The organism is Massilia sp. Root418 (assembly GCF_001425265.1).
Classification (GTDB): domain Bacteria; phylum Pseudomonadota; class Gammaproteobacteria; order Burkholderiales; family Burkholderiaceae_D; genus Rugamonas.
Genome location: NZ_LMEC01000022.1, coordinates 19,859 through 44,579 on the forward strand (window position 1 = coordinate 19,859; position 24,721 = coordinate 44,579).

The window sequence follows — 24,721 nt, forward strand, 5'->3', positions numbered from 1 at the left end:
TCAGTTGGCCAGGCGCTTCTCGATCTCAGCCTTGGTGGCCACCAGTTCCTGCGGCAGGTGGTAGGCCAGCTTCTCGAACAGCTCGGCGTGCAGTGTCAGTTCTTCGGTCCAGGCAGCCTTGTCGATCGAGGTGATCTGCTGGAACTGCTCTTGCGTGAAGTTCAGGCCGTCCCAGTTCAGGTCCTTGAATTCCGGGGTCACGCCGAACACGTTTTCCACGCCGCCGGCCTGGCCGTCGATGCGTTCCAGCATCCACTTCAGCACGCGCATATTGTCGCCGAAGCCGGGCCACACGAACTTGCCTTCCGCGTCGGTGCGGAACCAGTTCACGCAGTAGATCTTCGGTGCCTGGGCGCCGACTTTTTGGCCCAGGTTGAGCCAGTGCTGGAAGTAGTCGCTCATGTTGTAGCCGATGAAGGGCAGCATGGCAAACGGGTCGCGGCGCACCACGCCCATCTGGCCGGCGGCGGCGGCGGTGGTTTCGGAGCCCATGGTCGCTGCCATGTAGACGCCTTCCACCCAGTTGCGCGCTTCAGTGACCAGCGGCACGGTGGTGGAGCGGCGGCCGCCGAAGATGAAGGCCGAGATCGGCACGCCGGCCGGGTCGTCCCAGGCCTGGTCGATGACCGGGTTCTGGGTGGCGGCCACGGTGAAGCGCGCGTTCGGGTGGGCGGCCTTGGTGCCGGACGCCGGGGTCCAGTCCTTGCCCTGCCAGTCGATCAGGTGCGCTGGCGCTTCCTTGGTCAGGCCTTCCCACCAGACATCGCCCTCGTCGGTCAGCGCGACGTTGGTGAAGATGGTGTTCTCGCCCAGGCAAGCCATGCAGTTCGAGTTGGTCTTGGTGTTGGTGCCCGGCGCCACGCCGAAGTAGCCCGCTTCCGGGTTGATGGCGTACAGGCGGCCGTCCGCGCCCGGCTTGATCCAGGCGATATCGTCGCCGATGGTGGTCACTTTCCAGCCGTTGAAGCTGGCCGGCGGAATCAGCATGGCGAAGTTGGTCTTGCCGCAGGCCGAGGGGAAGGCGGCTGCGACGTAGTGCTTCTTGCCTTCCGGCGATTCCACGCCCAGGATCAGCATGTGCTCGGCCAGCCAGCCGGCGCCCTGGCCGGACTGCGCTTCCTGGAAGCCCATGTTGGAGGCGATGCGCAGCGCGAAGCATTTCTTGCCCAGCAGCGCGTTGCCGCCGTAGCCGGAACCGTAGGACCAGATTTCGCGGGTTTCCGGGAAATGCACGATGTACTTGGTGGCGTTGCATGGCCAGGCCACGTCCTGCTGGCCTTCGGCCAGTGGCGCGCCCACGGTGTGGATGGCCGGCACGAAGTCGCCGTCGCTGCCCAGCACGTCGTACACGGCCTTGCCCATGCGCGTCATGATGCGCATGTTCACCGCCACGTAGGGCGAATCGGACAGTTCCACGCCGATGTGGGCGATCGGCGAGCCCAGCGGACCCATCGAGAACGGCACCACGTACAGCGTGCGGCCGGCCATGCAGCCGTCGAACAGGCCGTTCAGGGTGGTGCGCATTTCAGCCGGGGCCATCCAGTTGTTGGTCGGGCCGGCCTCTTCCTTGGTTTTCGAGCAGATGAAGGTGCGGTCTTCCACGCGTGCCACGTCGGTCGGGTCGGAGCAGGCCAGGTAGGAATTGGGACGCAATTCCTGGTTCAGCTTTTTCATCGTGCCGGCGGCCACCATTTCGCCGCACAGGCGGTCATACTCTTCCTGCGAACCGTCGCACCAGTAGATGCGGGCCGGACGGGTCAGCGCGGCAACTTCCGCCACCCAGTCGATGAGTTTCTGGTGTTTGATGTAAGCTGGGACGTTCAGTGCTGCAACGCCAGTCATAACGGGCTGATTCATAGTACCTCCAATGCCAATAAAGAATTCTTGTCTTGTCCCGGCACGGCAGATCGTCGTCAGCTTGTGGCTTGCGCTCGGAAAGGCATTCTTTAATGCTTCGGCGGTACGGCGGTCATGTCGGTGCACCCTACACGGGGCGCGCAGCACAATTATGTAGCTGTGCTGATGGAACGTATTGCGGGAACCCACTGTCGGGCCCCAAAGTGCTGGGGATTGTACACCCGAGCCCCCGCGATTCAGTCGAAATTGTAGGAAAATTGGTTGAGTAAAGTAGTAAGCTATTCCCGAAATTATCAAAGCCGTTATTTCGCTACGAAACCCTGTCAAAATCACTTGAACAAATATGAAAATAGCAATTCTTGACGATTACCAGGATGCAACTCGCAATCTGGACTGCTTCCGTTTGCTGGACGGCCATGAAGTCAAAGTGTTCACCAATTCCAGCCGCGGCGTGGGCCAGCTGGCGGCCCGGCTGGCGCCGTTCGAGGCCCTGGTGCTGATACGCGAACGCACGGAATTCCCGCGCGCGCTGCTGGCCAAGCTGCCGAACCTGAAGCTGATTTCGCAGACCGGCAAGGTTAGCGGCCACATCGACGTGGCCGCGGCAACCGAGCTGGGCATTGCGATTGCCGAAGGCGTCGGCTCGCCCACCGCTCCGGCCGAGCTGGCCTGGGCGCTGATCATGGCGGCGCAGCGCAAGATCGTGCCGTACGCGGCCAATTTGCGGGCCGGGCTATGGCAGACCGTGTCCAACCTGCCGGAATACAACACACTCGGCACGGTGCTGAAGGGCCGCACCCTGGCTATCTGGAGCTACGGCAAGATCGGCAAGCTGATCGCCGGCTACGGCAAGGCCTTCGGCATGAACGTGATGGTGTGGGGCGGGCAAGCCAGCCGCGAGGCGGCGGTGGCGGACGGCTACACGGCGGCCGCGTCGCGCGAGCAATTCTTTGCCGCAGCGGACGTGCTCAGCCTGCACCTGCGGCTGGCCGAGGGCACGCGCGGCATCGTCACGGCGGACGACCTGGCACGCATGAAGCCAAGTGCGCTGTTCGTCAACACCAGCCGTGCCGAGCTGGTGGCGGATGGCGCGCTGGAGGCGGCGCTGAAGCTGGGCGCACCGGGCGGCGCCGCGCTGGACGTGTTCCTGAACGAGCCGCTGCCGCAGGACAACCCGCTGCTGCGCCTGCCCAATGTGCTGGCCACGCCGCATCTCGGCTACGTGGAAAAAGACAGCTACGAGCTGTACTTCCGGCACGCCTTCCAGAACCTGGCCGATTTCGCCGCCGGCAACTGCCAAACCATCCTCAACCCCGGCTACGCCGCCCATCCCCGCCAAGCGAGCTAAGCCGCATTTTCACCACATCGGGGTCAGACCCCGATGTGGGGCAAATGCGGCTCAGGCTGCTTGTAGGGGACGGCTGATGGCTGTCAGGTTTTGGCATAGCTGTGAGAGCGGCTCAGCCAACCGTGCAGGGGCGCCAGGGGGCTGGGCGACCCCGACCGAACTGAGCCGCACCTTCGGGGTCAGACCCCGGGGTGGGGGGAAATGCGGCTCAGGCCGGTTGTGGGAATAGGCCGGGGGATGTCAGAGTTCGGGGATGCCGGTGAGCTTGGGACGGGGGGCGGGCAGGACGTGGACTTTGGTCCAAAGGCCGGCCCAGCCGGGCGGCCAGGCGAGGTCGGGGCCGCTGTACGGGGGCAAGGTGGCGCGCACCGGGATTACCGGCACCGGCGGCATGTCCGTCAGCGGGCCGCCGTCGGGACGCGCCATGTCCAGGCTGTACATATAGCCGGGCAGCAGCGCGTCGCACACCTGGGCGAACCAGGCGGCGTGGTCTTCGTCGCGCCCCAGCGCCTGCGCCAGGCCCTGCGGGTCGAAACGGGCCAGCGCGTCGATCAGCTCGTTGGTGCTGGCGCCGGGCGAGTCGCCCCAGCCCATCACGGGATTGACGTTGTAGTCCGCGCCCGAGCCATACCAGCCTTCGCGCCAGGAGCGCTGCATCCAGTCGCGCGGGCCCGTGAACAGATGCCAGCGCCAGTGCAGGCCGGACGGCTTGGGCCAGGAGTACAGGTAGAGCTTCTGGTAGCCGGCCCGGTGCAGCTCGCGCACCATGGCCATCAGCCGCGCGTGCGGCATGCGGTCCGGCGGCGCGCGCCGGAACAGGATGGCTTCGCCGTCGGCAAATTGCACCTCGTCGGTGGACAGGTTCAGGTCCAGCGTGCGCGACTCGCTGCCGAAACGCGCGGCAATCCAGCCGGTGAGCAGGTTGACGGCCGTGATTACGCCATAGCCGCGATGGCGGTGGAAAATAACAGTACCGGGTGCGAGCGCTTTCATGGGGAGCTACCAAACAAAAGAAACCAGTGTAGTCGCAGTATGCCGAAGTTTCCAGATGAGTGTCGATCAAGTTATCATGCGCCCATACTCTGGCCCCTACTCTCGCCTATAATCTTTTTTGGATTCCATCATGACCCTGCGCATCATCGCCACCGGCGGCACTTTCGACAAGCATTACAACGAACTGAACGGCACCCTGGCCTTCGCCGACAGCCACCTGCCGCAGGCCATCGCCCAGTCGCGCATGACGGTGGACGCCACCCTGGAGCAGCTGCCCCTGCTCGACTCCCTGGACATGCAGGACGAGGACCGCGCGCGCGTGCTGGCCTCCTGCCGCGCCGCTGCCGAAGCCGCCATCGTCATCGTGCACGGCACCGACACCATGAAGGAAACCGCCGCCGTGCTGGGCGCGGCCGCCCTGCAGCAGACCATCGTGCTGACCGGCGCCATGATCCCGTATGAAATCGCCAACTCGGACGCGCTGTTCAACCTCGGCTTTGCCTGCGGCGTGGCGCAAACCCTGCCGGCCGGCGTCTACGTGGCCATGAACGGCCGCATCTTCAGCTGGGACAACGTGCAGAAGAACCGTGCGGCCGGCGTGTTCCAGCCTCTGTAAAATACCCGTTATTACTCTATCACCAGGAACCCTAATGTCTGATTGGTCTTCCGGCTATGTGTCCAACATCGGCTATACCTATGGCCTGTACACGGAACTGAATCCGCTGCGCGTGAAGCTGGCCTTCCTCAACGCCGGCCTGGCCTTCCCCGAAGTGGGCACGGCGTGCGAACTGGGCTTCGGCCAGGGCGTCAGTATCAATATGCATGCCGCCGCTTCCGTCACCGAATGGCACGGCACCGACTTCAATCCCTCGCAGGCGGCCTTCGCGCAGGAGCTGGCCACCGCCTCCGACGCGCACGCCCAGCTGCACGACCAGTCCTTCGCCGAATTCTGCGCCCGCCCCAACCTGCCGGACTTCGATTTCATCGGCCTGCACGGCATCTGGAGCTGGATTTCGGAGGCGAACCGCGCCGTCATCGTGGACTTCGTGCGCCGCAAGCTCAAGCCGGGCGGCGTGCTCTACATCAGCTACAACACCCAGCCGGGCTGGGCAGCGATGGCGCCGGTGCGCGACCTGCTCACCGAGCACAGCCACGTGATGGGCAGCCTGGGCAAGGGCATCGTGCCGCGCATCGACGAATCCATCGCGTTTGTGGAAAAGCTGTTTGCCACCCAGCCCGGCTTCCTGCAGCAGAACCCCGGCGTGGCCGAGCGCATCACGCGCCTGAAGGGCATGAACCGCAACTATGTGGCGCACGAGTACTTCAACCGCGACTGGGTGCCGATGCCGTTTGCCGCCATGGCCGAGCAGCTGGAAGAAGCCAAGCTGAGTTTTGCCTGCTCGGCGCACTACCTGGACCACATGGACATGCTGAGCCTGACCGGCGAACAGCAAGCCTTCCTGAAGGACATTCCCGATCCGGTATTCCGCGAAACCGTGCGCGATTTCATGGTGAACCAGCAGTTCCGGCGCGACTACTGGGTGCGCGGCCCGCGCCGCCTGAGCGAGCCGGCCCGCATGGGGCTGCTGCGCGGGCAGCAGGTGCTGCTGACCGTGCCGCGCAAGGACGCCGCGCTCAAGGTGGCCGGCCCGCTGGGCGAGGTGGAGCTGCAGCAAAACGTGTACGGCCCGGTGCTGGACGTGCTGGCGGCGCACCAGCCGCGCTCGATTGCCGAGATTGAGGCGGCGTGCGCGCCGCAGGGGCTGAACATCGCGCAGATCACGCAGGCGGTGTTCATCCTGGCCGGCTACGGCTATGTGCAGGCGGTGCAGGACGAGGTGGCCATTGCCGGCGCGCGCCCGCAGACCGAGCGCCTGAACCGCCACCTGTGCATGCTGGCGGTGACCGGCACCGACGTCAACTTCCTGGCCGCGCCGGTGACCGGCGGCGGCTTTACCGTGGACCGCTTCGGCCAGCTGTTCCTGCTGGCCCGCCAGCACGGCCACTCCCAGCCGGGCGACTGGGTGACGTATGCCAACGAGATCCTGCTCAGCCAGAACCAGCGGCTGCAAAAGGACGGCGCGCCGATGACGGCGGACGAACAGGCTGCCGAACTGCGCCGCCTGGCCGACAAGTTCGCCGAGTACACCCTGCCCATCCTGCAGGGACTGGGCATCGCCGCGTAACCCGCAAGGCCAAAAAAAAGACCCGCAGCTGCGGGTCTTTTACCATCAGGCCTTGGCTTCGCCGCCCAGGGCTTCGACCACGTCGGCCATCATCTTGCTCAGTTCGCCGGTCATCAGCATGAAGTCGCCGTCGAAGCGTTCGTCGTCGTTGCGCGTGCTCGATTCGGTTTCCTTCAACACGTCCAGCGGCTTGATGCCTTTCAGCGCCAGCGACTCGGTCAGGGTGAAGGAGATCTTGCTTTCCCAGGTCATGGCCAGGCGGGTGCACTGCTTGCCGGCGGCGATGTGGCGGCGCACCTCGTCCGCTTCCAGCGTGTGGCGCACGTAGCGCACGGCGGCCTTGCTCTCGCCGGTGGCGCGCAGCTCGGTGTCCATGTCCACCGTGAAGCCCACCGGCGAATCGTCGGCCTGCAGCCATTCGGTCATCACGCCCACCGGCGAGCGCTGCACGCGCAGGCTTTCCAGCGGCATGCGGTCCACTGCTTTCAGCAGCAGCTTGATCACTTCATCGGCCTTGGCCGGGCTGGCCGCGTCCACCACCAGCCAGCCGTTGACCGGGTCGATCCAGGTCCACACATTGCCGCGGATGGAGAAGGCGCGCGGCAGCAGCTCGTCGGCCACGCGTTCCTTCAGTTCTTTCATGGCTTTCTTGCCTGGAGCAAAACCTTGCGCTTCTTCCATCTCAGCTGCGCGGGCCTTGGCCACCTGGTTGATGACGGTGGCCGGCAGCAGCTTTTTCTCGGTGCCCAGCAGGATCAGCATCTGGTTGTTGACCACGTGTACCAGGCCGCCGTTCGGACGCGGCTTGTCCCAGCCCTGGCGCAGCAATTCATTGCTGCTGGCCGGCGAAAACGCGTTGGTGCTCAGGGCGGCTTCGAGTTGTTCTGGAGTAAATGCCCAGGGCGCGGGCAGACGGTAGATTTGCAGATTCTTGAACCACATATGTGAGTTTGCCTTTGTTTCAACTAAATTCTGGGGGAACGACATTTTACACGCGTGCGTTACAGGTCCGCGAAAAGATCGCCTTGCTGCGGCTTGGGTGTTGCGGATTGGTCCGGCCCGGCCTCGTCCATGCTGGACAGGGCGCTCATCTTCACGCCCAGCAGGCGCAGGCGCTGGTCCAGCGGCACCCGCCGCAGGCATTCGCCGGCCGCGCGCCGGATGGCGGCCGCGTCCGCCGTGGGCGCCGGCAGGGTCACGTCGCGCGTGACGCGGCTGAAGTCCGAATAGCGCAGCTTGATGCCCACCGTGCGGCCCACGTAGCGCTTGCGCGCCAGGTCCTCGCCCAGGCGCTGGCACAGCCGGGTAAAGATTTCCGACAGCGCGTCCCGGTCGTGCCTGGCGTGCAGGTCGCGCTCGAAGGTGGTTTCGCGGCTGATGGACTTGGGCTCGTGGCTGGTGACCACGGCGCGCTCGTCCAGCCCGTGCGCGACGCGCTTGAGCCAGGTGGCGTAGTTCAGGCCGAAGTGCTCCTGCAGCAGCGCATCGTCGGCGGCCGCCACCTGGCCCACGGTGTCGATGCCGAGCGCGGCCAGCTTGGCGTCCGCCTTGGGGCCGATGCCGTTCACCTTGCGCACCGCCAGCGGCCAGATGCGGGTGGGCACGTCGTCGTGCGAGACGATGGTCAGGCCGTTGGGCTTTTCCAGGTCGGAACAGATCTTGGCCAGCAGCTTGTTGGGCGCGATGCCGATCGAGCAGGACAGGCCGGTGGCGTCCTTCACGGCCTGCTTGATGCGCAGCGCCAGCGCCCGCGTCTCTTCCTCGTGTTCGCTCAGGTCGATATAGATTTCATCGATGCCCCGGTCTTCGATGTGGGGCGCGATCTCCGCCACGGCGGCCTTGAACAGGCGCGACAGGCGGCGGTAGGAGTCGAAATCGGTGGGCAGCAGCACCGCGTCCGGCGCCAGCGCGGCCGCCTTCATGGTGCCCATGGCGGAAAACACGCCCAGCGCACGCGCCTCGTAGGTGGAGGTGGTGACCACGCCCCGGCCCACGTAGTCGCGCAGGCGCGAAAACTTGCGGGTGCCGTCCGGCTGCAGCACCGGCTGGTGGCGCGCGCCGCCGCCGATGACCACCGGCTGGCCGCGCAGTTCCGGATAGCGCAGCAGCTCCACGGACGCGTAGAACGCATCCATGTCGAGGTGGGCAATGCGGCGCGTTTCGGCCATGGCGGGACAGGACAGGTATTGTGATACTGTAATTATATACAGTAATCACCGCCCGCGAAACCACGCCGCGCTTGCTTCGTCGGCGGGGAAGAAGGCTTCCACCCGCAGTTCGTGCACGGTGACGTCGTGCGGGGTGCCCAGGGTGGTGATGGTGGTGAACAGGTTCAGTTCCACGCCGTCCTTGCGCACGGTGAGCGGCAGGAAGGGCAAGGCGCGGCGGTCGAGGTTGGGGGCCAGGCCGGCAGCCTCGGCACCGGCGCCCGGCAGGTCCGCCAGTGCGCGCAATTCGGCCAGCAGCGTGCTGGCCTCGCTGCCGGGGCCGTCGCTCATGGCTTCGCGCTGTATCCAGTGCAGCAGGTCGGCGCCCACCTCTTCCCAGTTGCGCAGATAGGGGCGCAGGCCGTCGGGCGCCAGGGTCAGCTTGATCACGTTGATGCTGCCGTCGCGCGGGATGGGCGCGTCCTCCGGCATGCCGAGCAGCCATTTGAAAAAGCGGTTGGCCGGCTCGTTGCTCATCACCAGGTTCCACAGGCGGTCCACCACCAGGGCCGGATAGGGCGCCTGCTGGGCCAGCATGAAATCGAGCGCCTGCTTGACGGCGCGCAGTTCGGGGTCGTCCATCTTGCGCTCCTGGTAGGCGGGCGCGAACCCGGCCGCCAGCAGCATCACATTGCGCTCGCGCAGCGGGATGTCGAGCGCCACGCCCAGCTTCAGTATCATCTCGCGGCTCGGCTGCGAACGCCCGCTTTCGAGAAAGCTGAGGTGGCGCTGCGAGATGCCGCTGTCCGTGGCCAGCCGCAGCTGGCTGTGGCCGCGCTTGCCGCGCCAGTAGCGCAGCGCGGCCGCAAAGTCGCTGAAGTACTGGCCGGGCATGGCGGCGCTCATGCGGGCTCCGAGATGAATTCGATCAGGTCGCCGTTCACCCGTCCCATGTGGGTGATGAACATGCCGTGCGGCGCGCCGGCGTAGACCTTCAGGCGCGCGTTCGGCAGCAGCGCCGCCGTGCGCCGCGCGGTCAGTTCCAGCGGCGCGCTGACGTCCATGTCGCCGGCGATCAGCAGCACCGGCAAGTCGATGCGGGCCAGCTCGGCGCGGAAATCCGTCTCGGTCACCGCGCGGTTGCATTCGCGTAGCGCCAGCGCCGAGGTGCCCAGCGCCAGCTGCTTGAGCCAGCCGGCGATGGCGGGCGAGGTTTCCGGCGTCAGGAAGGGGCCGGTATTGTCGTCCAGCCATTGCGGGAAGTCCTTGCCCAGCAGCTCGTTGCGGAAGTAGTCGAACAGGGCCGGGTCGAAGCCGTCCGGATTGTCCGGCAGGCGCTTGACTACCGGCGTCATGGTGCCCAGCAGGGCCACCCGGCGCACGCGGGCGCTGCCGTGGCGGCTCAGGCAGCGCACGATTTCATTGCAGCCCATCGAGTGTCCCACCAGGGTCACGCCGTGCAGGTCCAGCGCTTCCATGACGGCGGCGATGTCGTCGGCCAGGGTGTCGAAATCGTAGCCGCGTCCAGGATCGCTGGAGCGGCCGTGGCCGCGCCGGTCGAAGGCGATCACGCGCAGGCCCTGGTCGTGCAGCGCCAGCATCTGATAATTCCAGGCGTCGGACGGCAGCGACCAGCCGCCGACCAGCAGCACCGGCGCGCCGCCGGGCTGGTCCCAGTCGCGGTAGAACAGGTCCACGCCGTCGGCGGTGCGGATGAAGCCGGGTGCGGCGATATGGGGGGCGTGACGCATGATCATCTCCTTCAAGCCTGGTTCAGGAAGCCGGTCACTTTCACCAGCCGGCCGTCGTCGCTGACGGTGGCCACGTCGGTGCCGCGCGCTACCGGTTCCGCGCCGGGCAGGCCGAGCGACCACGAGAAGCGCACCACGTCGTTGTGGCCGTCGGGCGTACCGTCCAGCGCGAACTGCATGCCTGGGAAGTGGTCTTGCGCCGCGCCTATCATGGCGTCGATGCCGGTGTGGCCATTGCCGCGCATCATGGGATCGAGGTAGCTGGCGTCCAGCGTGAAGGTGCTGGCCACCTTGGCGCGGCGCACGGCGGCGTCGCGCTCGTTCCAGGTGGACAGGTATTGTTTGGCGATGCGGGTGGCGTCATGGGTAGCATTTTGCATGGTGATCTCCTGTGGCTTAGGTGGTTGTGTATGTCGTTGTCGACAGAACCATTGTCCCGAAAGCGCATGCGCGCGGCGATTACGTGCCAGGTAATCGTGGTGGAGATGGCGGCGGAGAGACCGCCAGCACCAGCAGCCCGCCCGCCGCCAGGCTGGCCGCCACCAGGTAGATGCCGATGGCGGGACTGCCGGTGGCGTCTTTCACCGCGCCCACCAGGTAGGGACTGACGAAGCCGGCCAGGTTGCCCACCGAGTTGATCAACGCAATGCCGGCCGCCGCCGCCGCGCCGCCCAGCATGCCGGTCGGCAGGCTCCAGAAGATGGGGAAGGTGCTCAGGATGCCGGCCGTGGCCAGGCTCAGCGCCAGCATGGCCAGCAGGGTGTCGTGGCCGTACCGGGTGCACAGCGCCAGCCCGGCCGCGCCGAGGAAGGCGGCAATGGCGGCGTGCCAGCGGCGCTCGCCGCTGCGGTCGGAATGGCGCGCGGCCAGCACCATGGCGACCGCCGCCACGCCGTAGGGAATGGCGGTGAGCAGGCCGACCTGGAACACGTCCTGCACGCCGGTGTTGCGCACCAGCTGCGGCAGCCAGAAGCTTACGCCGTACAAGCCCATCACGAACAGGAAGTAGACCAGCGCCAGCAGCCAGACCCTGGCGCTGGCGAACAGCCGGCCCAGCGGCAGGCGCGCCTTGCCGCTGGCGTCCTCGGCGATGGCGCGCTCCAGGTACTGCTTCTCAGCTTCGCCCAGCCAGCGCGCGCTGCGGACGCCGTCGTCCAGGTAGAACAGCGTCCACACGCCCAGCAGCACGGAAGGGATGCCCTCCAGCAGGAACAGCCACTGCCAGCCCTTCAGGCCCAGGTTGCCGTCGAAGGCGCGCATGATCCCGCCCGACAGCGGCCCGCCCACCACGCCCGCCACCGCCACCCCGCTCATGAACAGCGCCACGATGCGGGCGCGGCGGCCGGCCGGATACCAGTAGGTCAGGTACAGGATGATGCCGGGGAAAAAGCCGGCCTCGGCCACGCCGAGCAGGAAGCGCAGCACATAGAAGCTGGCCGGGCCGGCGGCGAACATCAGGGCCGCGGAAATCAGCCCCCAGCTGATCATGATGCGGGCGATCCAGATGCGCGCCCCCACCTTCGCCATCAGCAGGTTGGACGGCACCTCGAACAGGAAATAGCCGATGAAGAAGATGCCGGCGCCCAGGCCGTACACGGTGTCCGAATACTGCAGGTCGGCCTGCATGCCCAGCTTGGCGAAACCCACGTTCACGCGGTCCAGGTAGGCGGCCACGTAGCACAGGAACAGGAAGGGAACGAGGCGCAGGCTGACCTTGCGGTACAGGGCGTCGGGGGCGATTTTATCCATGAGCAATGATGGCATATTCCGCATGGTTGCGTTAAGTCAGCGTGGCGCTGGACAGCCGGATTCAGGTCTAGCATCAAGCTGCCGGGCGTCCGTCCGGCGCGAACTCCATCCGCCACGAGGCTTATCATGCAACTACCAAAAGGATTGCTACTGCTACTGCTTTGCCCGTTGTGCGCCGCGCCCGCCCTGGCCGCCGCGCCGCTCTACAAGATGACGCTGCTGGCCAGCGGCACCAGCGACACCCGCTACCTCATCAACACCCGCATCAACAACGACGGCCTGGTGGCCGGTGCGCAGTTCGATCCGGTCAGCAATGCGGTGCGCAGCTACCTGTGGAAAGACGGCGTCTACACCATGCTCGACACGCCCATCAACCACGTCAGCGCCATCAGCGCCAATGGCCGGATCGCCGGCGAGGTGATCGACTACAGCTCGGAAAGCTATTACGCGCAGCCGGCGGTGTATGCGAACGGCAGCACCACCGCGGTGCCGCCGCCCATCCTGCCGGCGGAGCAGCAGAACTACCTGAGCGGCATCAACAGCGCCGGCAAGGTGGCGGGCACCCAGTACGTCAACAACGAAGGCTATGCCTACACCTCGGTCAACGGCGTGACCACGCTGCTGGGCGCGCTGGGCGGCGTCCACAGTTATGTGGGCGGCATGAACGAGGCCGGCGTGGTGGTGGGCGCGGCGGAAACCGCCAGCGGCGACTGGCATATGTTCCGCCACGACGGCGGCGGCATGGTGGACCTGGGCGCCCTCAGCGACGGCCGCTACATTGCTGCCAGGGACATCAACGACGACGGCGTGGTGGTCGGCGGCGACCTGGCCGGCCCCGATTCAAACGGCTACTCGCGCGCGCTGATTTACCAGGACGGCGAGCTGCTGCCGCTGGGCACCTTCGCGCCCGGCGAGAACAGCTTTGCAGTCGGCATCAACAACCTGGGCCAGGTGATCGGCAACGGCAGTTACAGTTTCCTGGTGAGCGACGGCGTGACCTACAAGCTGAGCGACCTGCTGACGGCCAACAACGGTTTCCGCATCGACGCGGTGCACGACATCAATGACAGCGGCCAGATCACCGGCACCGCCTGCGCAGTGGGTGCCGGCTGCTTCGGCATGCTGCTCAGTCCGGTTCCCGAACCGGGCACCGCCCTGATGCTGCTGGCCGGGCTGGGCCTGCTGTTCCGCTTGCGCCGGCCTGCGCAAGACGTCTAGACGCACCGAGACTCCGCGCATCCGCCCGGCGTCAATCCCATCCGATACGAGACTGATCATGCAACGACCACATTTATTGCCGCTGCTCCTGCTGTGCCCCTTGTTTTGCGCGCCCGCCCTGGCCGCCGCGCCGCAATACAAACTGACGCTGCTTGGCAAAGCCAACAGCATCAACGCCATCAACACCCGCATCACCAACGACGGCCTGGTGGTTGGCGTGCTGGTGGATCCGGTCACCAATGCGCTGCGCACCTACCAGTGGAAAGACGGCGTGCACACCATGCTCGACACGCCTATCAACCGCGTGGGGGCGGTCAGCCGCAACGGCACGATTGCCGGCGAAGTGATCGACTTCGGCTACGAATACTACCTGGCGCAGCCGGCGATCTACGCCAACGGCGTGACCACCATGGTGCCGTCGCCGATTACGCCGGCCAGCAGATACAACTACCTGAGCGGCATCAACAACGCCGGCAAGGTAACGGGCACCCAGTATTTTAGCGGCGAGCCCTACGCCTACACCTCGGTCAACGGCGTCAGCACGCTGCTGGGCGCGCTGGGCGGCACCCACAGCTACGTGGGCGCGATGAACGAAGCCGGCGTGGTGGTGGGCGCGGCGCAAACCGCCGACGGCGACTACCACATGTTCCGCCACGACGGCAGCGGCATGGTGGACCTGGGCGTCCTCAGCGGCGGCCACTCCGGCGCCGCCAATGACATCAACGACGCCGGGGTGGTGGTTGGCTCCTACCTGACGGGCGAGGATGCGTCCGCGCTACAGCGCGCCGTCATCTACAAGGACGGGGTCGTGCAGCCCCTGGGCACCTTCGCGCCGGGCGTGCACAGCTGGGCGGTGGCCATCAACAATCACGACCAGGTGGTCGGCAACGGCAATTTCAGCTTCCTGGTCAGCGACGGCGTCACCTACAACCTGGACAAGCTGCTGCCGGCCAACAGCGGCCTGTACGTGAGTACGGTCTACGACATCGACGACCGCGCGCAGATCACCGGCACCGTCTGCGGCGCGGGCCAGGGCTGCTTCGGCATGCTGCTCAGTCCGGTTCCCGAGCCGGAAAGCGCCCTGATGCTGCTGGCCGGCCTCGGCTTGCTGTACCGCCTGCGCAAGCCGCTGCGGCCCGCCCGCGAGCGGTCCCGCCACGCGGCCATCTGACACCGGCATCGGGAGGCAGACCATGACACCATCCAGATGCGTGCTGGCGCTACTGTCTTGTCCGCTGCTGGCGGCGCCCGCGCTGGCCGAGGGCCCGCGCTACAGCATGACCAGGCTGAGCGCGGACGGCGGCTCCGCCAACGTGATCAACAACGCCGGCCAGGTGGCCGGCATGACGCGCGATCCGGCCAGCGGCGCCATGCGCGCCTATCTGTGGCGGGACGGCGTCCAGACCCTGCTCGACACGCCCATCAACGTGGTCCAGGCCCTCAGCGCGGACGGTAAAATCGCCGGCAATATCTCCAGCTTCGACCCCGAGGATTTCCAGACCCGGCCGGCGATCTACGCCCACGGCGCCACCACTTTCCTGCCGCCGCTGGCGGGCACGCCAATGAGCGGCTATGCGGAAGGCATCAATACCGCAGGCATGGTGGCCGGCAGCCAAACCATCAACGGCCACAGCATGGCCTACCTCTCGCACAATGGCGTCAGCACCGCGCTGGGCACGCTGGGCGGCGCCTACAGCTATGCCAGGGGCATGAACGAGGCCGGCATGGTGGTGGGCGGGTCGGCCCCGGCCAGCGGCAAGGCGCACGCCTTCCTGTACCACGGCGGCACCATGGTGGACCTGGGCACGCTGGACCCGGACGGCACCGCGGCGGCCGAGGCCGTCAACGCATCCGGGGTGGCGGTGGGCTATTCCTGGCTCACCTCGGTGGAGCGCTACCGCGCCACGATTTTCCAGAACGGCACGGCCGCGCCGCTAGGCGAATTCGGCGATTACGAGCACAGCCTGGCGCTGGACATCAACGATGCCGGGCAGGTGATCGGCGCGGGCGACAACGGCGACACCTTCCTGTACCAGGACGGGGTCACCTACGACCTGGCCACCCTGGTACCGGGCGATGCCGGCTACCGCCTGACCAGCGTGAGCAGCATCAACAACAGCGGCCAGATCGCCGGCACGGCATGCGGCAGCTCCGCGTGCTTCGGCGTGCTGCTCAGCCCGGTCCCCGAGCCGGGCAGCATCGCGCTGCTGCTGGCCGGCCTGGGCCTGCTGTACGGCTTACGCAGAAGGGCGCCGCCCGTGTAAAATCCTTGCACAAATAACCACAAAGGAGTGACCTTGAAACTGTCCCGCATCCTGCCGGCCTGCGCGCTTGCCGCCACCCCGGCTTTCGCAGCAGACGTGGCCCCCGTCGCCGCCAAAACCCCATGGCAGGAGACGCGCCACGGCGAAGTCGTGACCGACGACTACCGCTGGCTGCAGAAGAAAGAAGACCCGGCCGTCATCGCTTACCTGAACGCCGAGAACGGCTACACCGAGGCGGCCACCGCCGCCATCAAGCCGCTGACGGACAAGCTGTACGCGGAGATCAAGGGCAGGATGCAGGAAGTGGACCTGTCGGTGCCCACGCGGCGCGGCAATTACTACTACTACTCGCGCACCGAAGCGGGCAAGCAGTACCCCCTCAATTGCCGCCGCCGCGCGGGCGCCAACCTGGCCTACGACGACAAGGCGCCCGAAGAAATCCTGCTGGACCAGAACGACATGGCGCAGGGCAAAAAGTTCTTTGCCGTGGGCGCCATGGTGGTCAGCCCGGACGAGCGCCTGATGGCCTACACGACCGACGTGACCGGCTTCCGCCAGTACGAGATGCACGTGAAGGACTTGAAGACCGGCAAGCTGCTGCCGGCCAGCATGCCGCGCACCACCTCCATCGCCTGGGCCAGCGACAACAAGACCCTGTTCGTGACGCAGGAAGACGCCACCACCAAGCGTTCGGACCGCCTGTTCAGCCTGGCCGTGGACGGCGCAGCGCCGGTGCAGCGCTACCACGAGCCGGTGGAACAATTCGCCATCTACGTGAACCGCGACCGCGACGGCAAGCACTTGCTGCTGACGGCGCGTTCCACCGACACCAGCGAAGTGCGCCTGCTGGACGCGGCCAAGCCGAACGGCGTGTTCCGCGCCGTGCTGCCGCGCGAGCAGGGCCACCGCTACGGCGTGAGCCACCGCGACGGCCTGCTCTACATCCGCACCGACAAGGATGCGAAGAACTTCCGCATCGTGGTGGCCCCGCTGGCCGCGCCGCAGCCGAAGAACTGGGTCGAGCTGGTGCCGCACAACAAGGACGTGCTGATCAACGGCGCCGACCTGTTCAAGACCCACCTGGTGGTGACGGAAAAAACCCGTGCGCTGAACCGCGTCCGCCTGTACAGCTTTGCCAGCAAGACCTGGAAAACCGTGCAGTTCGACGACGCGGTCTACGCCGCCGAGGGCGCCGGCACGCCGGAATACACGGCCAGCCAGTTCCGCGTGTCCTACCAGTCGCCGCTGACGCCGCCGCAAGTGCTGGACGTGGACATGGACAGCGGCAAGCGCACCCTGCTCAAGCAGCAGGAAGTGGTGGGCGGCTTCGATTTCAGCCAGTATGAGAGCCGCCGCCTGTGGGTGCCGGCGCGCGACGGCGCGCAAGTGCCGCTGTGGATCGTCTACAAGAAGGGCACGCCGCTGGACGGCAAGGCCCCGCTGCTGCTGTACGGCTACGGTTCCTACGGCGTGCCCAACGACGCGCGCTTCTCGCTGGCGCGCCTGAGCCTGCTCGAACGCGGCGTGATCTACGCCGGCGCGCAAATCCGCGGCGGCAACGACATGGGCGAGGAATGGCACAAGGACGGCATGCTGATGAAGAAGAAGAACACCTTCACCGACTTCATCGACAGCGCCGACTACCTGGTGCGCGAGAAATGGACCAGCCCGGAGCGCCTGGTGATCGACGGCCGCAGCGCCGGCGGCTTGCTGATGGGCGCGGTGCTCAATATGCGCCCCGAGCTGTTCCGCGCCGCCCACGTGGGCGTGCCCTTCGTGGACGTGATGAACACCATGATGGACGCCAGCCTGCCGCTGACCACCGGCGAATACCTGGAATGGGGCGACCCGAACCAGAAGGCGGCCTACGACTACATGCGCAGCTACTCGCCGTACGACAATATCGAGCGCAAGGCCTACCCGTCCATGCTGGTGACCACCGGCCTGAACGACAGCCAGGTGATGTACTGGGAGCCGGCCAAGTACGTGGCCAAGCTGCGCGCGCACAAGACCGACGCCAACCCGCTGCTGCTCAAGACTAATATGGGCGCCGGCCACGGCGGCGCGTCGGGCCGCTACAACGCCATCGGCGAAACCGCATTCCTGCAAGCCTGGATGCTGTCGCAATGGGGCATCACGCAATAACGCCGGGCACGCTCGCTTGCACCCGGGCTAGGTGGCGCTGCTGAGCTGCCAGCCAGCCTAGCATGGGAGGTCCGGTCAGCGGACCGGACTTCCCATTCTACGTTGAGGTGCATCATGCAAGTATCGAAATGCCTGCTTGTGCTTTGCCCGCTGTTCCTTCCCGCTGCCGCGCTGGCCGACGTGCCAGCCGGCTATACGATCACCGTACTTGGCGGCGTTGGCACGACTGCCAGCGCGCTGAACCAGGCCGGCCAGGTGGCCGGCGTCATCCCCGATCCCGTCAGCGGCGCGCTGCGCGCCTACATCTGGCACAATGGCACGCGCTCGCTGCTGGACACACCCATCAACCAGGTGGCCGGCATCAGCAACGACGGCAAGGTAGCCGGCGCCATTGTCGGCAGCGACGCCGACGGCCTGCTGTCGAGCGCGGCCTACTACGCCAACGGCACCACCACCGTGCTGCCGGCGCTGCCGGGCACGGCGCCGCGCGTGAGCTACCTGAGCGGCATCAACAGCGCGGGCACCGTTGTCGGCACCCAGCTCAACGATACCCGGCCCTACGGCTTTACCTATGGCGGCGGCGTGCTGACCGCGCTGGGCGGGCTGGGCATGGGCAGCTGGTCGTACGGCAGCGCCATCAGCGAAAACGGCATCATCATTGCCAGCGGCGAAACCGGGGAGGGCTATTTCCACGCCGCCGAGTTCATCGGCACCACGCTGGCGGACTTCGGCACGCTGGACGCCACCGGGTCCGGCTATGCGCTGGACGTCAACGAGCATGGCACCATGGTCGGCTATTCGGAAATCATGTACGACCCCATGTTCGACAAAGCCTGGGTCATGCAGAACCACGTCATGCAGCCCTTCGGCAATTTCCCCACGTACACCGACAGCCGGGCGCTGGGCCTGAACAACCTGGGCCAGATCGTCGGCGAATCCGAGGGCGCCTTCCTGTACAGCGATGGCGTGGTGTACGACCTGAACACGCTGGCGGCGCACGACGCCAGCTTTACGCTGACCTCCGCCAGGGACATCAACGACCGCGGCGACATCATCGCCACCGCCTGCGGCACGGACGGCGGCTGCTACGGCGTGCTGCTCAGTCCGGTGCCCGAACCTGCCCCGGCAGCCATGCTGCTTGCCGGGCTGGGGCTGGCCGGCGGACTGCGTTATCGGCTGCGCCGCAAAAAAACTTGCCTATCTCAAAAAGCTTGTCTATAATTCGGCCTCCTTCAGACGTAGTGACACACGTCGGAGTGTTCCAGATGGGCGCTTAGCTCAGTTGGTAGAGCGGAGCCCTTACAAGGCTTAGGTCGGGAGTTCGAGCCTCTCAGCGCCCACCATCTACAGAACACGGAAATGAAGCCCAGTTGCGAAAGCACGGAGCGGTAGTTCAGTTGGTTAGAATACCGGCCTGTCACGCCGGGGGTCGCGGGTTCGAGTCCCGTCCGCTCCGCCAGTTGAGTAATAAAACGATATGCTGACACATATCGAGCATGGTCCAGATGGGCGCTTAGCTCAGTTGGTAGAGCGGAGCCCTTACAAGGCTTAGGTCGGGAGTTCGAGCCTCTCAGCGCCCACCATCCCGGACATGCACCACCAGTTGCGCAAGCAACGGAGCGGTAGTTCAGTTGGTTAGAATACCGGCCTGTCACGCCGGGGGTCGCGGGTTCGAGTCCCGTCCGCTCCGCCAGCTATACTGAGAAAGGCCTGATTCGTCAGGCCTTTTTCTATTTCGGAAGCAAACCATGGTTCATCCCTATTTGCAATTCCGCCTGCGCATGGCGCGCCACGGCTTGCGGCAATTCCTTGCCAGCCTGGCCAATTCCCTTGAAATCACCGTGCTCGGCTTCGGCCCCGTGCTGCTCGGCCTGGCCGCTGCCATTGCCCTGCCGGGCATGCTGGCGGTCACCCTGCACTGGCCGGCCATGCTGGCCATCCTGGCGGGGCAAGCGGCGTTTGCCGCGCTGCCCGCCGTGCTGCTGCGCCAGCGCCTGCATCCGGCAGACGCGGTGGCCTGGGCCCGCCCGCTGCCGGTGCCGCCCGCGCTGGGCTGGGCCGCCGATGCGCTGGCCGCCGGGCTGATCGCTGGGCCGCTGACCGGACTGTACATGGTGTCTGCCACGATCTGGCTGTTCCAGCGGCCGGACTGGCTGCGCCCGGTGGTGCCGCAAGCGCTTGCCGCCACAGTGCTGTCGCTTCTGCTGGGCTGGGCGCTCGCCACGCTGGCCCTGGCCCGCCGCCGCCTGCGCCCTGCCCACCCCGCCCGCCGCCGCAGCCGTGCCGCCAGCCAACCCGCTCTTGCGCAGGCCGGTGCGGCGCGCACCAGCGCCGGCCAGGACGCGTCCGATGCTGGTGCTGGTGCTGGTGCTGGGGCTGGTGCTGAGGCTATGACTGAGGCTAGGGCTGGCGCACGGCCTGCCGCGCCCGCGTCGTCCTACGTGCCACGCGCTTTGCGGCCACTGCTGCCGGCCCTGTGGCACCGCCTGTTCTGGTTGCCTTTCTGGCGCGCCGAGAACCGCGTCGGCCTCCAGCAATACCTGCTGCTGGCCGGCGCGCTGGGCTGCACGGCCGCCTGGCTGCTCGGCCTGTTGCCGCTGCCCGGCGCGGCCATGGGCGGCCTGGCCTCCGCCATGCTGATCCTGCTGACCGATCGCGGCGACAAGGCTGTGCGCGAGCAGACCGCGCTGCTGCGCCCAGTGCTGGCGCCGTGGCCGCTGGACGCAGCGCGCCTGCTGCTGTGCGCCCGCCTGTTCAGCCTGCTGCCGGCCGCCGCCGTGCTGGCGGCCTTTGCCGCGCTGGTCCTCCGCCACGGCGGCAGAGCCCCGCTGGTGTGGCTGGCTTGCGCCGCCGCAGCCTGCGGCGCCATCGTGGCGCTCAACCTGGCGCCGCGCGGCCGGGTGGTGCTGGTGGTGCTGTCCATCCTGATCCTGACCGCCATAGGAAGCGAATTCTGATGCTGCACATCGACTGCCTGGACTTTGAATACGCCGCCCGCCCCCTGTTCCGCCAGTTCAGCCTGCAGCTGGGCGCCGGCATCACCTGGCTGCGCGGCGAGAACGGCGCCGGCAAGACCACGCTGCTCAAGCTGGTGGCCGGCGCGCTGCAGCCGCACGCGGGCACGATCGCTCTGGTTCCGGCAGGCGGCGGCAGCGGCGGCATCGACAGCGCAGCGCAGCCGCTGGCCTACCGCCTGCAAAGCTATTACTGCGGCGGCGACACGCCCCAGCTGCCCTGGCTTACCGTGCGCGAAGTGCTGGACCTGCACGTTGCGCTCTACCCCGCCACCGATGCCGCCCTGCTGGACGCCGAACTGCGCGCCTTCCGCCTGGCGGGCGCGCTGGACCAGCCGGTCACCACCCTGTCCCTGGGCCAGCACAAAAAGATGCAGCTCAGCCTGGCCCTGGCGCTGCCGGTGTCGCTGCTGCTGATCGACGAGCCCTTCAACGGGCTGGATGCCGCCGCCGTGGACTACCTGCGCGCCCGGCTGGCCGACCCGGCGCGGCGCGCGCGCCAATGCATCGTGCTCACCAGCCACCTGGAACCGGCGCTGCCGCTGGCGCAAACAGTCCAGTTGTGATGCCGTAGCAACAAGGCGGCCGACAGAATGCGCCGCCGGCCGGGAAACCGGCGACAATGATCTTGCATTGCACAAATTCCACGGAGCACTTCCCGATGTTCGGCTTTCTGAAAACGCACACCATGTCCCCGCGCCTGCACCGGCTCAAGCAGTCGGCGCTGTTCGCCTCGCTCACCCCGCTGGAGCTGAAGATCGTCGACGGCATGCTGCACGAGCGGCGCTACCTGGCTGGCGAAATCATCTTCGACCAGGGCGAGGAAGGCCAGGCGCTGTATCTGGTGACATCGGGCAGCGTGATCATCACCCGCGCGCAAGACTGCAGCACGGAAGTTGTGGCCGAAGTGGGCCCCGGTTCCTTCTTCGGCGACCTGGCCCTGCTCGACAACTCGCCGCGCAACGCCCAGGCGCGCGCGCACGACAATTGCGAGCTGGCGGTGTTCTTCCGCGCCGACTTCATGGGGCTGATGGAAACGGACGCGGTGGTGGGCTACAAGATTTCGCTCGCGCTGGCGCGCCACATCGCGCACCGGCTGCGCGAATGGATGTCCGGCCGGCCGCAGATCGAGGCCTTGTGATGCGCAACGACGAGGCCGGCGCGCAGCCGTCGTCCGGGCCGGTGGTCTGGAGCGGCATCATTGCCGCCACCTGCGGCCTGCTGCTGGTGCTGCAGCACATGCTGTGGCTGGCGATTCCCTTCCTGCTGGCCATTATCCTGTACTACCTGCTGCTGCCGCCCATGCAGCGCCTGTTGCGCCTGGGCATGAGCCAGGGCGCGGCCGCGCTGCTGGTGGGTGCCTGCTTCCTGGTGGCCGTGGCGCTGGGCGCGCTGGCGCTCAACTTGTGGATCTCGGCGCCGTCCGTGTCCTGGCAGGACATGCTGGCGCGCTACGTGGCGGGCGGACTGGACTTCGTGCGCGGCCTGCTGCGCGCGCTGGAGGACAAATTCCCCATCCTGCGCGACATGCACCTGAGCCAGGTGGTCAACGCCCAGTTCACCGCCTACAGCGAAGACTTCATGCAAAGCCACCTGACCGCCATCGTGGTGTCGGTGGCGGGCTGGCTGCCGTCGCTGTTGCTGGCGCCGTTCCTGACCTTCTTCTTCCTGCGCGACGGCCACCTGTTCAAGAAATTCCTCGCGCACGCCGTGCCCAATGCCTTCTTCGAGCGCACGCTGTGCCTGCTGCACGAGGTGGACCAGACCGCGCACCGCTATTTCCAGGGCATGCTCAAGCTCACCGTGCTGGACACGGCGGTGCTGGCTTTCGGGCTGTGGGCCATCGGCGTCTCCTCGCCGGTGCTGCTGGGGCTGATTGCCGCCATGCTGGCGTGGGTGCCGTACGTGGGCTCCATCGTGGGCTGCTGCATGGTGGTGATGGTGGCGTCCACCGACGCGGCGGGCGATCCGCTGGTGGCCTACAGCGCCATCGGTGTGTTCATCCTGGTGCGGCTGCTGGACGATTTCGTGTTCATGCCGCTGACCCTGGGGCGCAGCCTGCACATCCACCCGCTGATCACGGTGCTGATGATTTTTGTCGGCGGCTCGGTGGCCGGGGTGGCGGGGCTGATGCTGGTGCTGCCCTTGCTGGGCGTGGTGATGGTGGTGGGCGAGACGCTGGGCCGGCTGATCACCAACCCGCGCCTGCGCGCCCGCCACCGCAACGCCAGGGCGCTGCGGGAGAAACAGGCCAGCGCGGATTTGATGGCGTGACGCTGGCGGCAGCGGCGGGTTACGGCGTTCCGCCTAACCCGCCCTACGGGCCGCCGCGATGCCGGGTTCAGCAGCGATGCCGGGTTCACGTAGGGCGGGTTAGGCGCGCAGCGCCGTAACCCGCCAGTCTCACGCGGCTACAGCTGCGGCTGCGGCCGGCGCCGCCACTTCCTCATCATCGCCCGAGCGGATCAGGTGGTCGAAGGCCGACAGCGCCGCCTTCGCGCCTTCGCCGGTGGCGATGATGATCTGCTTGTACGGCACGGTGGTCACGTCGCCGGCCGCGAAGACGCCAGGAATCGAGGTCTGACCGCGCGCGTCCACTTCGATCTCGCCATGCTTGGACAAGCTCACCGTGCCTTTCAGCCACTCGGTGTTGGGCACCAGGCCGATCTGCACGAACACGCCTTCCAGCTCCACTTTCTTGGCTGCGCCGCTGACGCGGTCGTTGTAGCTCAGGCCGTTGACGATCTTGCCGTCGCCGTGGATCTCGGTGGTCTGCGCCGAGACAATCACGGTCACGTTCGGCAAGCTGCGCAGCTTGCGCTGCAGCACCGCGTCGGCGCGCAGTTCGGCGCCGAACTCGATCAGGGTCACGTGCTTGACCAGGCCGGCCAGGTCGATCGCCGCTTCCACGCCGGAGTTGCCGCCGCCGATCACCGCCACGCGCTTGCCCTTGAACAACGGGCCGTCGCAGTGCGGGCAGTAGGCCACGCCGTGGTTGCGGTATTCCTTCTCGCCCGGCACGTTGATCTCGCGCCAGCGCGCGCCGGTGGCCAGAATCACGGTTTTACTCTTGAGCACGGCGCCGCTGGCGGTGGTCACTTCCACCACCTTGCCCGCTTTCAGCTGGGCGGCGCGCTGGGTGTTCATGATGTCCACGTCGTAGGCTTTCACGTGCTGCTCCAGCGCCACGGCGAATTTCGGGCCGTCCGTTTCGGTGACCGATATGAAGTTCTCGATCGCCAGGGTGTCGAGCACCTGGCCGCCGAAGCGTTCCGACACTACGCCGGTCTTGATGCCTTTGCGGGCCGCATAGATGGCCGCTGCCGCGCCGGCGGGGCCGCCGCCGACGATCAGCACGTCGAACACGTCTTTCTTGCTCAGTTCAGCTGCCTGGCGGGCGCCGGCGTTGGTGTCCAGCTTGGCGAGGATCTCTTCCACGCTGCTGCGGCCCTGGCCGAAGTGCTCGCCGTTCAGGAACATCATCGGCACGGCCATGATCTGGCGTTCCTCGACTTCTTTCGGGAACACGCCGCCGTCGATGGTGGTGACCTTGATGCGCGGGTTGATGACCGACATGGCGTTCAGCGCCTGCACCACCTCGGGGCAGTTGTGGCAGGTGAGCGAGATGAAGGTCTCGAAGTGGAAATCGCCGTCCAGGTTGCGGATCTGTTCGATGACCGCGTCGTCGAACTTGATGGTGTGGCCGCCCACTTGCAGCAGCGCCAGCACCAGCGAGGTGAATTCATGGCCCATCGGGATGCCGGCAAACGTCACGGCGATATCGGTCCCGGGGCGGGTAATGGCGAACGACGGTTTGCGCACGTTGCCTTCGGTCTTTTCGACCAGGGTGATCTTGTCGCTCAGCACGACGATGTCGGCGAGCAGGGCCTGCATTTCGCGGGCTTTGGCGGAATCATCCAGCGTCGCAACGATCTCAATCGGCTGCACGACCTTTTCCAAATAGGTTTTCAACTGGGTTTTGAGGGTTGCGTCCAACATGGTGTTTTCCTTTTTTTCGGTTGGGCGCCGGGCAAATGCGCCGGCGCCTT

The 24,721-nt window shown here is 66.6% G+C and carries 21 protein-coding genes and 4 tRNA genes; 16 read left to right on the forward strand and 9 right to left on the reverse strand.

All coding sequences use genetic code 11. The annotated features are described in order from the left end of the window. On the reverse strand, positions 1–1,857 hold the full coding sequence (locus ASC94_RS20580; protein ID WP_056399822.1) for a phosphoenolpyruvate carboxykinase (GTP): 1,857 nt from the start codon (positions 1,855–1,857) through the stop codon (positions 1–3). 343 nt (positions 1,858–2,200) lie between these two features. Here ASC94_RS20580 and ASC94_RS20585 point away from each other — a divergent pair, with 343 nt between their 5' ends. Further along, positions 2,201–3,205, forward strand: coding sequence for a D-2-hydroxyacid dehydrogenase family protein (locus ASC94_RS20585; RefSeq protein ID WP_056399824.1), 1,005 nt, complete (start codon positions 2,201–2,203; stop codon positions 3,203–3,205). A 240-nt stretch (positions 3,206–3,445) separates the two neighbouring features. Here the strand turns inward: ASC94_RS20585 and ASC94_RS20590 are convergent, their stop codons facing one another. Next, positions 3,446–4,198: a hypothetical protein gene (locus ASC94_RS20590; protein ID WP_056399826.1), complete on the reverse strand. Its 753-nt coding sequence runs from the start codon at positions 4,196–4,198 to the stop codon at positions 3,446–3,448. 130 nt (positions 4,199–4,328) lie between these two features. On the opposite strand from ASC94_RS20590, the gene ASC94_RS20595 reads away from it, so the two are divergent. Together ASC94_RS20595 and ASC94_RS20600 are read left to right on the forward strand one after the other, a co-directional pair. Next, complete coding sequence (locus ASC94_RS20595; RefSeq protein ID WP_056399829.1) at positions 4,329–4,814, forward strand: asparaginase domain-containing protein; 486 nt, start codon at positions 4,329–4,331, stop codon at positions 4,812–4,814. Positions 4,815–4,848: 34 nt separating this feature from the next. After that, positions 4,849–6,384 carry a class I SAM-dependent methyltransferase gene (locus ASC94_RS20600; RefSeq protein WP_056399831.1) on the forward strand — a complete coding sequence of 512 codons (1,536 nt, stop codon included), beginning with the start codon at positions 4,849–4,851 and terminating at the stop codon, positions 6,382–6,384. Positions 6,385–6,429: 45 nt separating this feature from the next. On the opposite strand, the gene ASC94_RS20605 is transcribed toward ASC94_RS20600, so the two are convergent. From ASC94_RS20605 to ASC94_RS20630, 6 genes are all read right to left on the reverse strand, one after another. After that, positions 6,430–7,326, reverse strand: coding sequence for a recombination-associated protein RdgC (locus ASC94_RS20605; RefSeq protein ID WP_056399834.1), 897 nt, complete (start codon positions 7,324–7,326; stop codon positions 6,430–6,432). A 59-nt stretch (positions 7,327–7,385) separates the two neighbouring features. Continuing rightward, a complete protein-coding gene (gene dinB, locus ASC94_RS20610; protein ID WP_056399837.1) occupies positions 7,386–8,552 on the reverse strand; it encodes a DNA polymerase IV in 1,167 nt (388 codons plus the stop codon). A 45-nt stretch (positions 8,553–8,597) separates the two neighbouring features. Next, the gene (locus tag ASC94_RS20615) at positions 8,598–9,437 is read right to left on the reverse strand and encodes a helix-turn-helix domain-containing protein (RefSeq protein ID WP_056399841.1); all 840 of its coding nucleotides are present in this window, start codon (positions 9,435–9,437) and stop codon (positions 8,598–8,600) included. Next, positions 9,434–10,282 carry an alpha/beta fold hydrolase gene (locus ASC94_RS20620; RefSeq protein WP_056401413.1) on the reverse strand — a complete coding sequence of 283 codons (849 nt, stop codon included), beginning with the start codon at positions 10,280–10,282 and terminating at the stop codon, positions 9,434–9,436. Before ASC94_RS20620 ends, ASC94_RS20615 begins: the two co-directional genes overlap by 4 nt. Positions 10,283–10,293: 11 nt before the next feature. Next, positions 10,294–10,662, reverse strand: a complete 369-nt coding sequence (locus ASC94_RS20625; RefSeq protein ID WP_056399844.1) for a nuclear transport factor 2 family protein — start codon at positions 10,660–10,662, stop codon at positions 10,294–10,296. Positions 10,663–10,741: 79 nt separating this feature from the next. Then, positions 10,742–12,031: an MFS transporter gene (locus ASC94_RS20630; RefSeq protein ID WP_229417356.1), complete on the reverse strand. Its 1,290-nt coding sequence runs from the start codon at positions 12,029–12,031 to the stop codon at positions 10,742–10,744. A 126-nt stretch (positions 12,032–12,157) separates the two neighbouring features. Between ASC94_RS20630 and ASC94_RS20635 the strand changes: the two genes are divergently transcribed. From ASC94_RS20635 to ASC94_RS20695, 13 genes are all read left to right on the forward strand, one after another. Further along, positions 12,158–13,249 (forward strand): HAF repeat-containing PEP-CTERM protein, encoded by a 1,092-nt coding sequence (locus ASC94_RS20635; RefSeq protein WP_082616712.1) that lies wholly within the window; start codon positions 12,158–12,160, stop codon positions 13,247–13,249. 58 nt (positions 13,250–13,307) lie between these two features. Next, a complete protein-coding gene (locus ASC94_RS20640; RefSeq protein ID WP_082616713.1) occupies positions 13,308–14,420 on the forward strand; it encodes a DUF3466 family protein in 1,113 nt (370 codons plus the stop codon). Between the two features lie 22 nt (positions 14,421–14,442). Beyond that, positions 14,443–15,513, forward strand: a complete 1,071-nt coding sequence (locus tag ASC94_RS20645) for a PEP-CTERM sorting domain-containing protein (protein WP_082616714.1) — start codon at positions 14,443–14,445, stop codon at positions 15,511–15,513. A gap of 27 nt (positions 15,514–15,540) precedes the next feature. Further along, positions 15,541–17,658 (forward strand): S9 family peptidase, encoded by a 2,118-nt coding sequence (locus ASC94_RS20650; protein WP_373888131.1) that lies wholly within the window; start codon positions 15,541–15,543, stop codon positions 17,656–17,658. Between the two features lie 114 nt (positions 17,659–17,772). Continuing rightward, positions 17,773–18,879 (forward strand): HAF repeat-containing protein, encoded by a 1,107-nt coding sequence (locus ASC94_RS20655; protein ID WP_056399858.1) that lies wholly within the window; start codon positions 17,773–17,775, stop codon positions 18,877–18,879. A gap of 46 nt (positions 18,880–18,925) precedes the next feature. Further along, positions 18,926–19,001 (forward strand) — tRNA-Val (locus ASC94_RS20660). Positions 19,002–19,040: 39 nt separating this feature from the next. After that, positions 19,041–19,117 (forward strand) — tRNA-Asp (locus ASC94_RS20665). 48 nt (positions 19,118–19,165) lie between these two features. Next, positions 19,166–19,241, forward strand: a tRNA-Val gene (locus ASC94_RS20670). Between the two features lie 33 nt (positions 19,242–19,274). Continuing rightward, positions 19,275–19,351: transfer RNA gene (locus tag ASC94_RS20675), tRNA-Asp, on the forward strand. 55 nt (positions 19,352–19,406) lie between these two features. Beyond that, a complete protein-coding gene (locus ASC94_RS20680; protein ID WP_157201537.1) occupies positions 19,407–20,615 on the forward strand; it encodes a hypothetical protein in 1,209 nt (402 codons plus the stop codon). Continuing rightward, positions 20,615–21,238: an ATP-binding cassette domain-containing protein gene (locus tag ASC94_RS20685; RefSeq protein WP_056399864.1), complete on the forward strand. Its 624-nt coding sequence runs from the start codon at positions 20,615–20,617 to the stop codon at positions 21,236–21,238. The genes ASC94_RS20680 and ASC94_RS20685 overlap by 1 nt, the downstream gene beginning before the upstream one ends. Before the next feature lie 95 nt (positions 21,239–21,333). Then, entirely contained in the window at positions 21,334–21,813 is a 480-nt protein-coding gene (locus ASC94_RS20690) for a cyclic nucleotide-binding domain-containing protein (RefSeq protein ID WP_056399868.1), read from the forward strand. After that, positions 21,813–22,946 carry an AI-2E family transporter gene (locus tag ASC94_RS20695; protein WP_056399871.1) on the forward strand — a complete coding sequence of 378 codons (1,134 nt, stop codon included), beginning with the start codon at positions 21,813–21,815 and terminating at the stop codon, positions 22,944–22,946. Before ASC94_RS20690 ends, ASC94_RS20695 begins: the two co-directional genes overlap by 1 nt. 129 nt (positions 22,947–23,075) lie before the next feature. Here ASC94_RS20695 and ahpF read toward each other — a convergent pair whose 3' ends face one another. Then, a complete protein-coding gene (ahpF, locus tag ASC94_RS20700; RefSeq protein ID WP_056399873.1) occupies positions 23,076–24,671 on the reverse strand; it encodes an alkyl hydroperoxide reductase subunit F in 1,596 nt (531 codons plus the stop codon). Positions 24,672–24,721 lie beyond the last annotated feature (50 nt).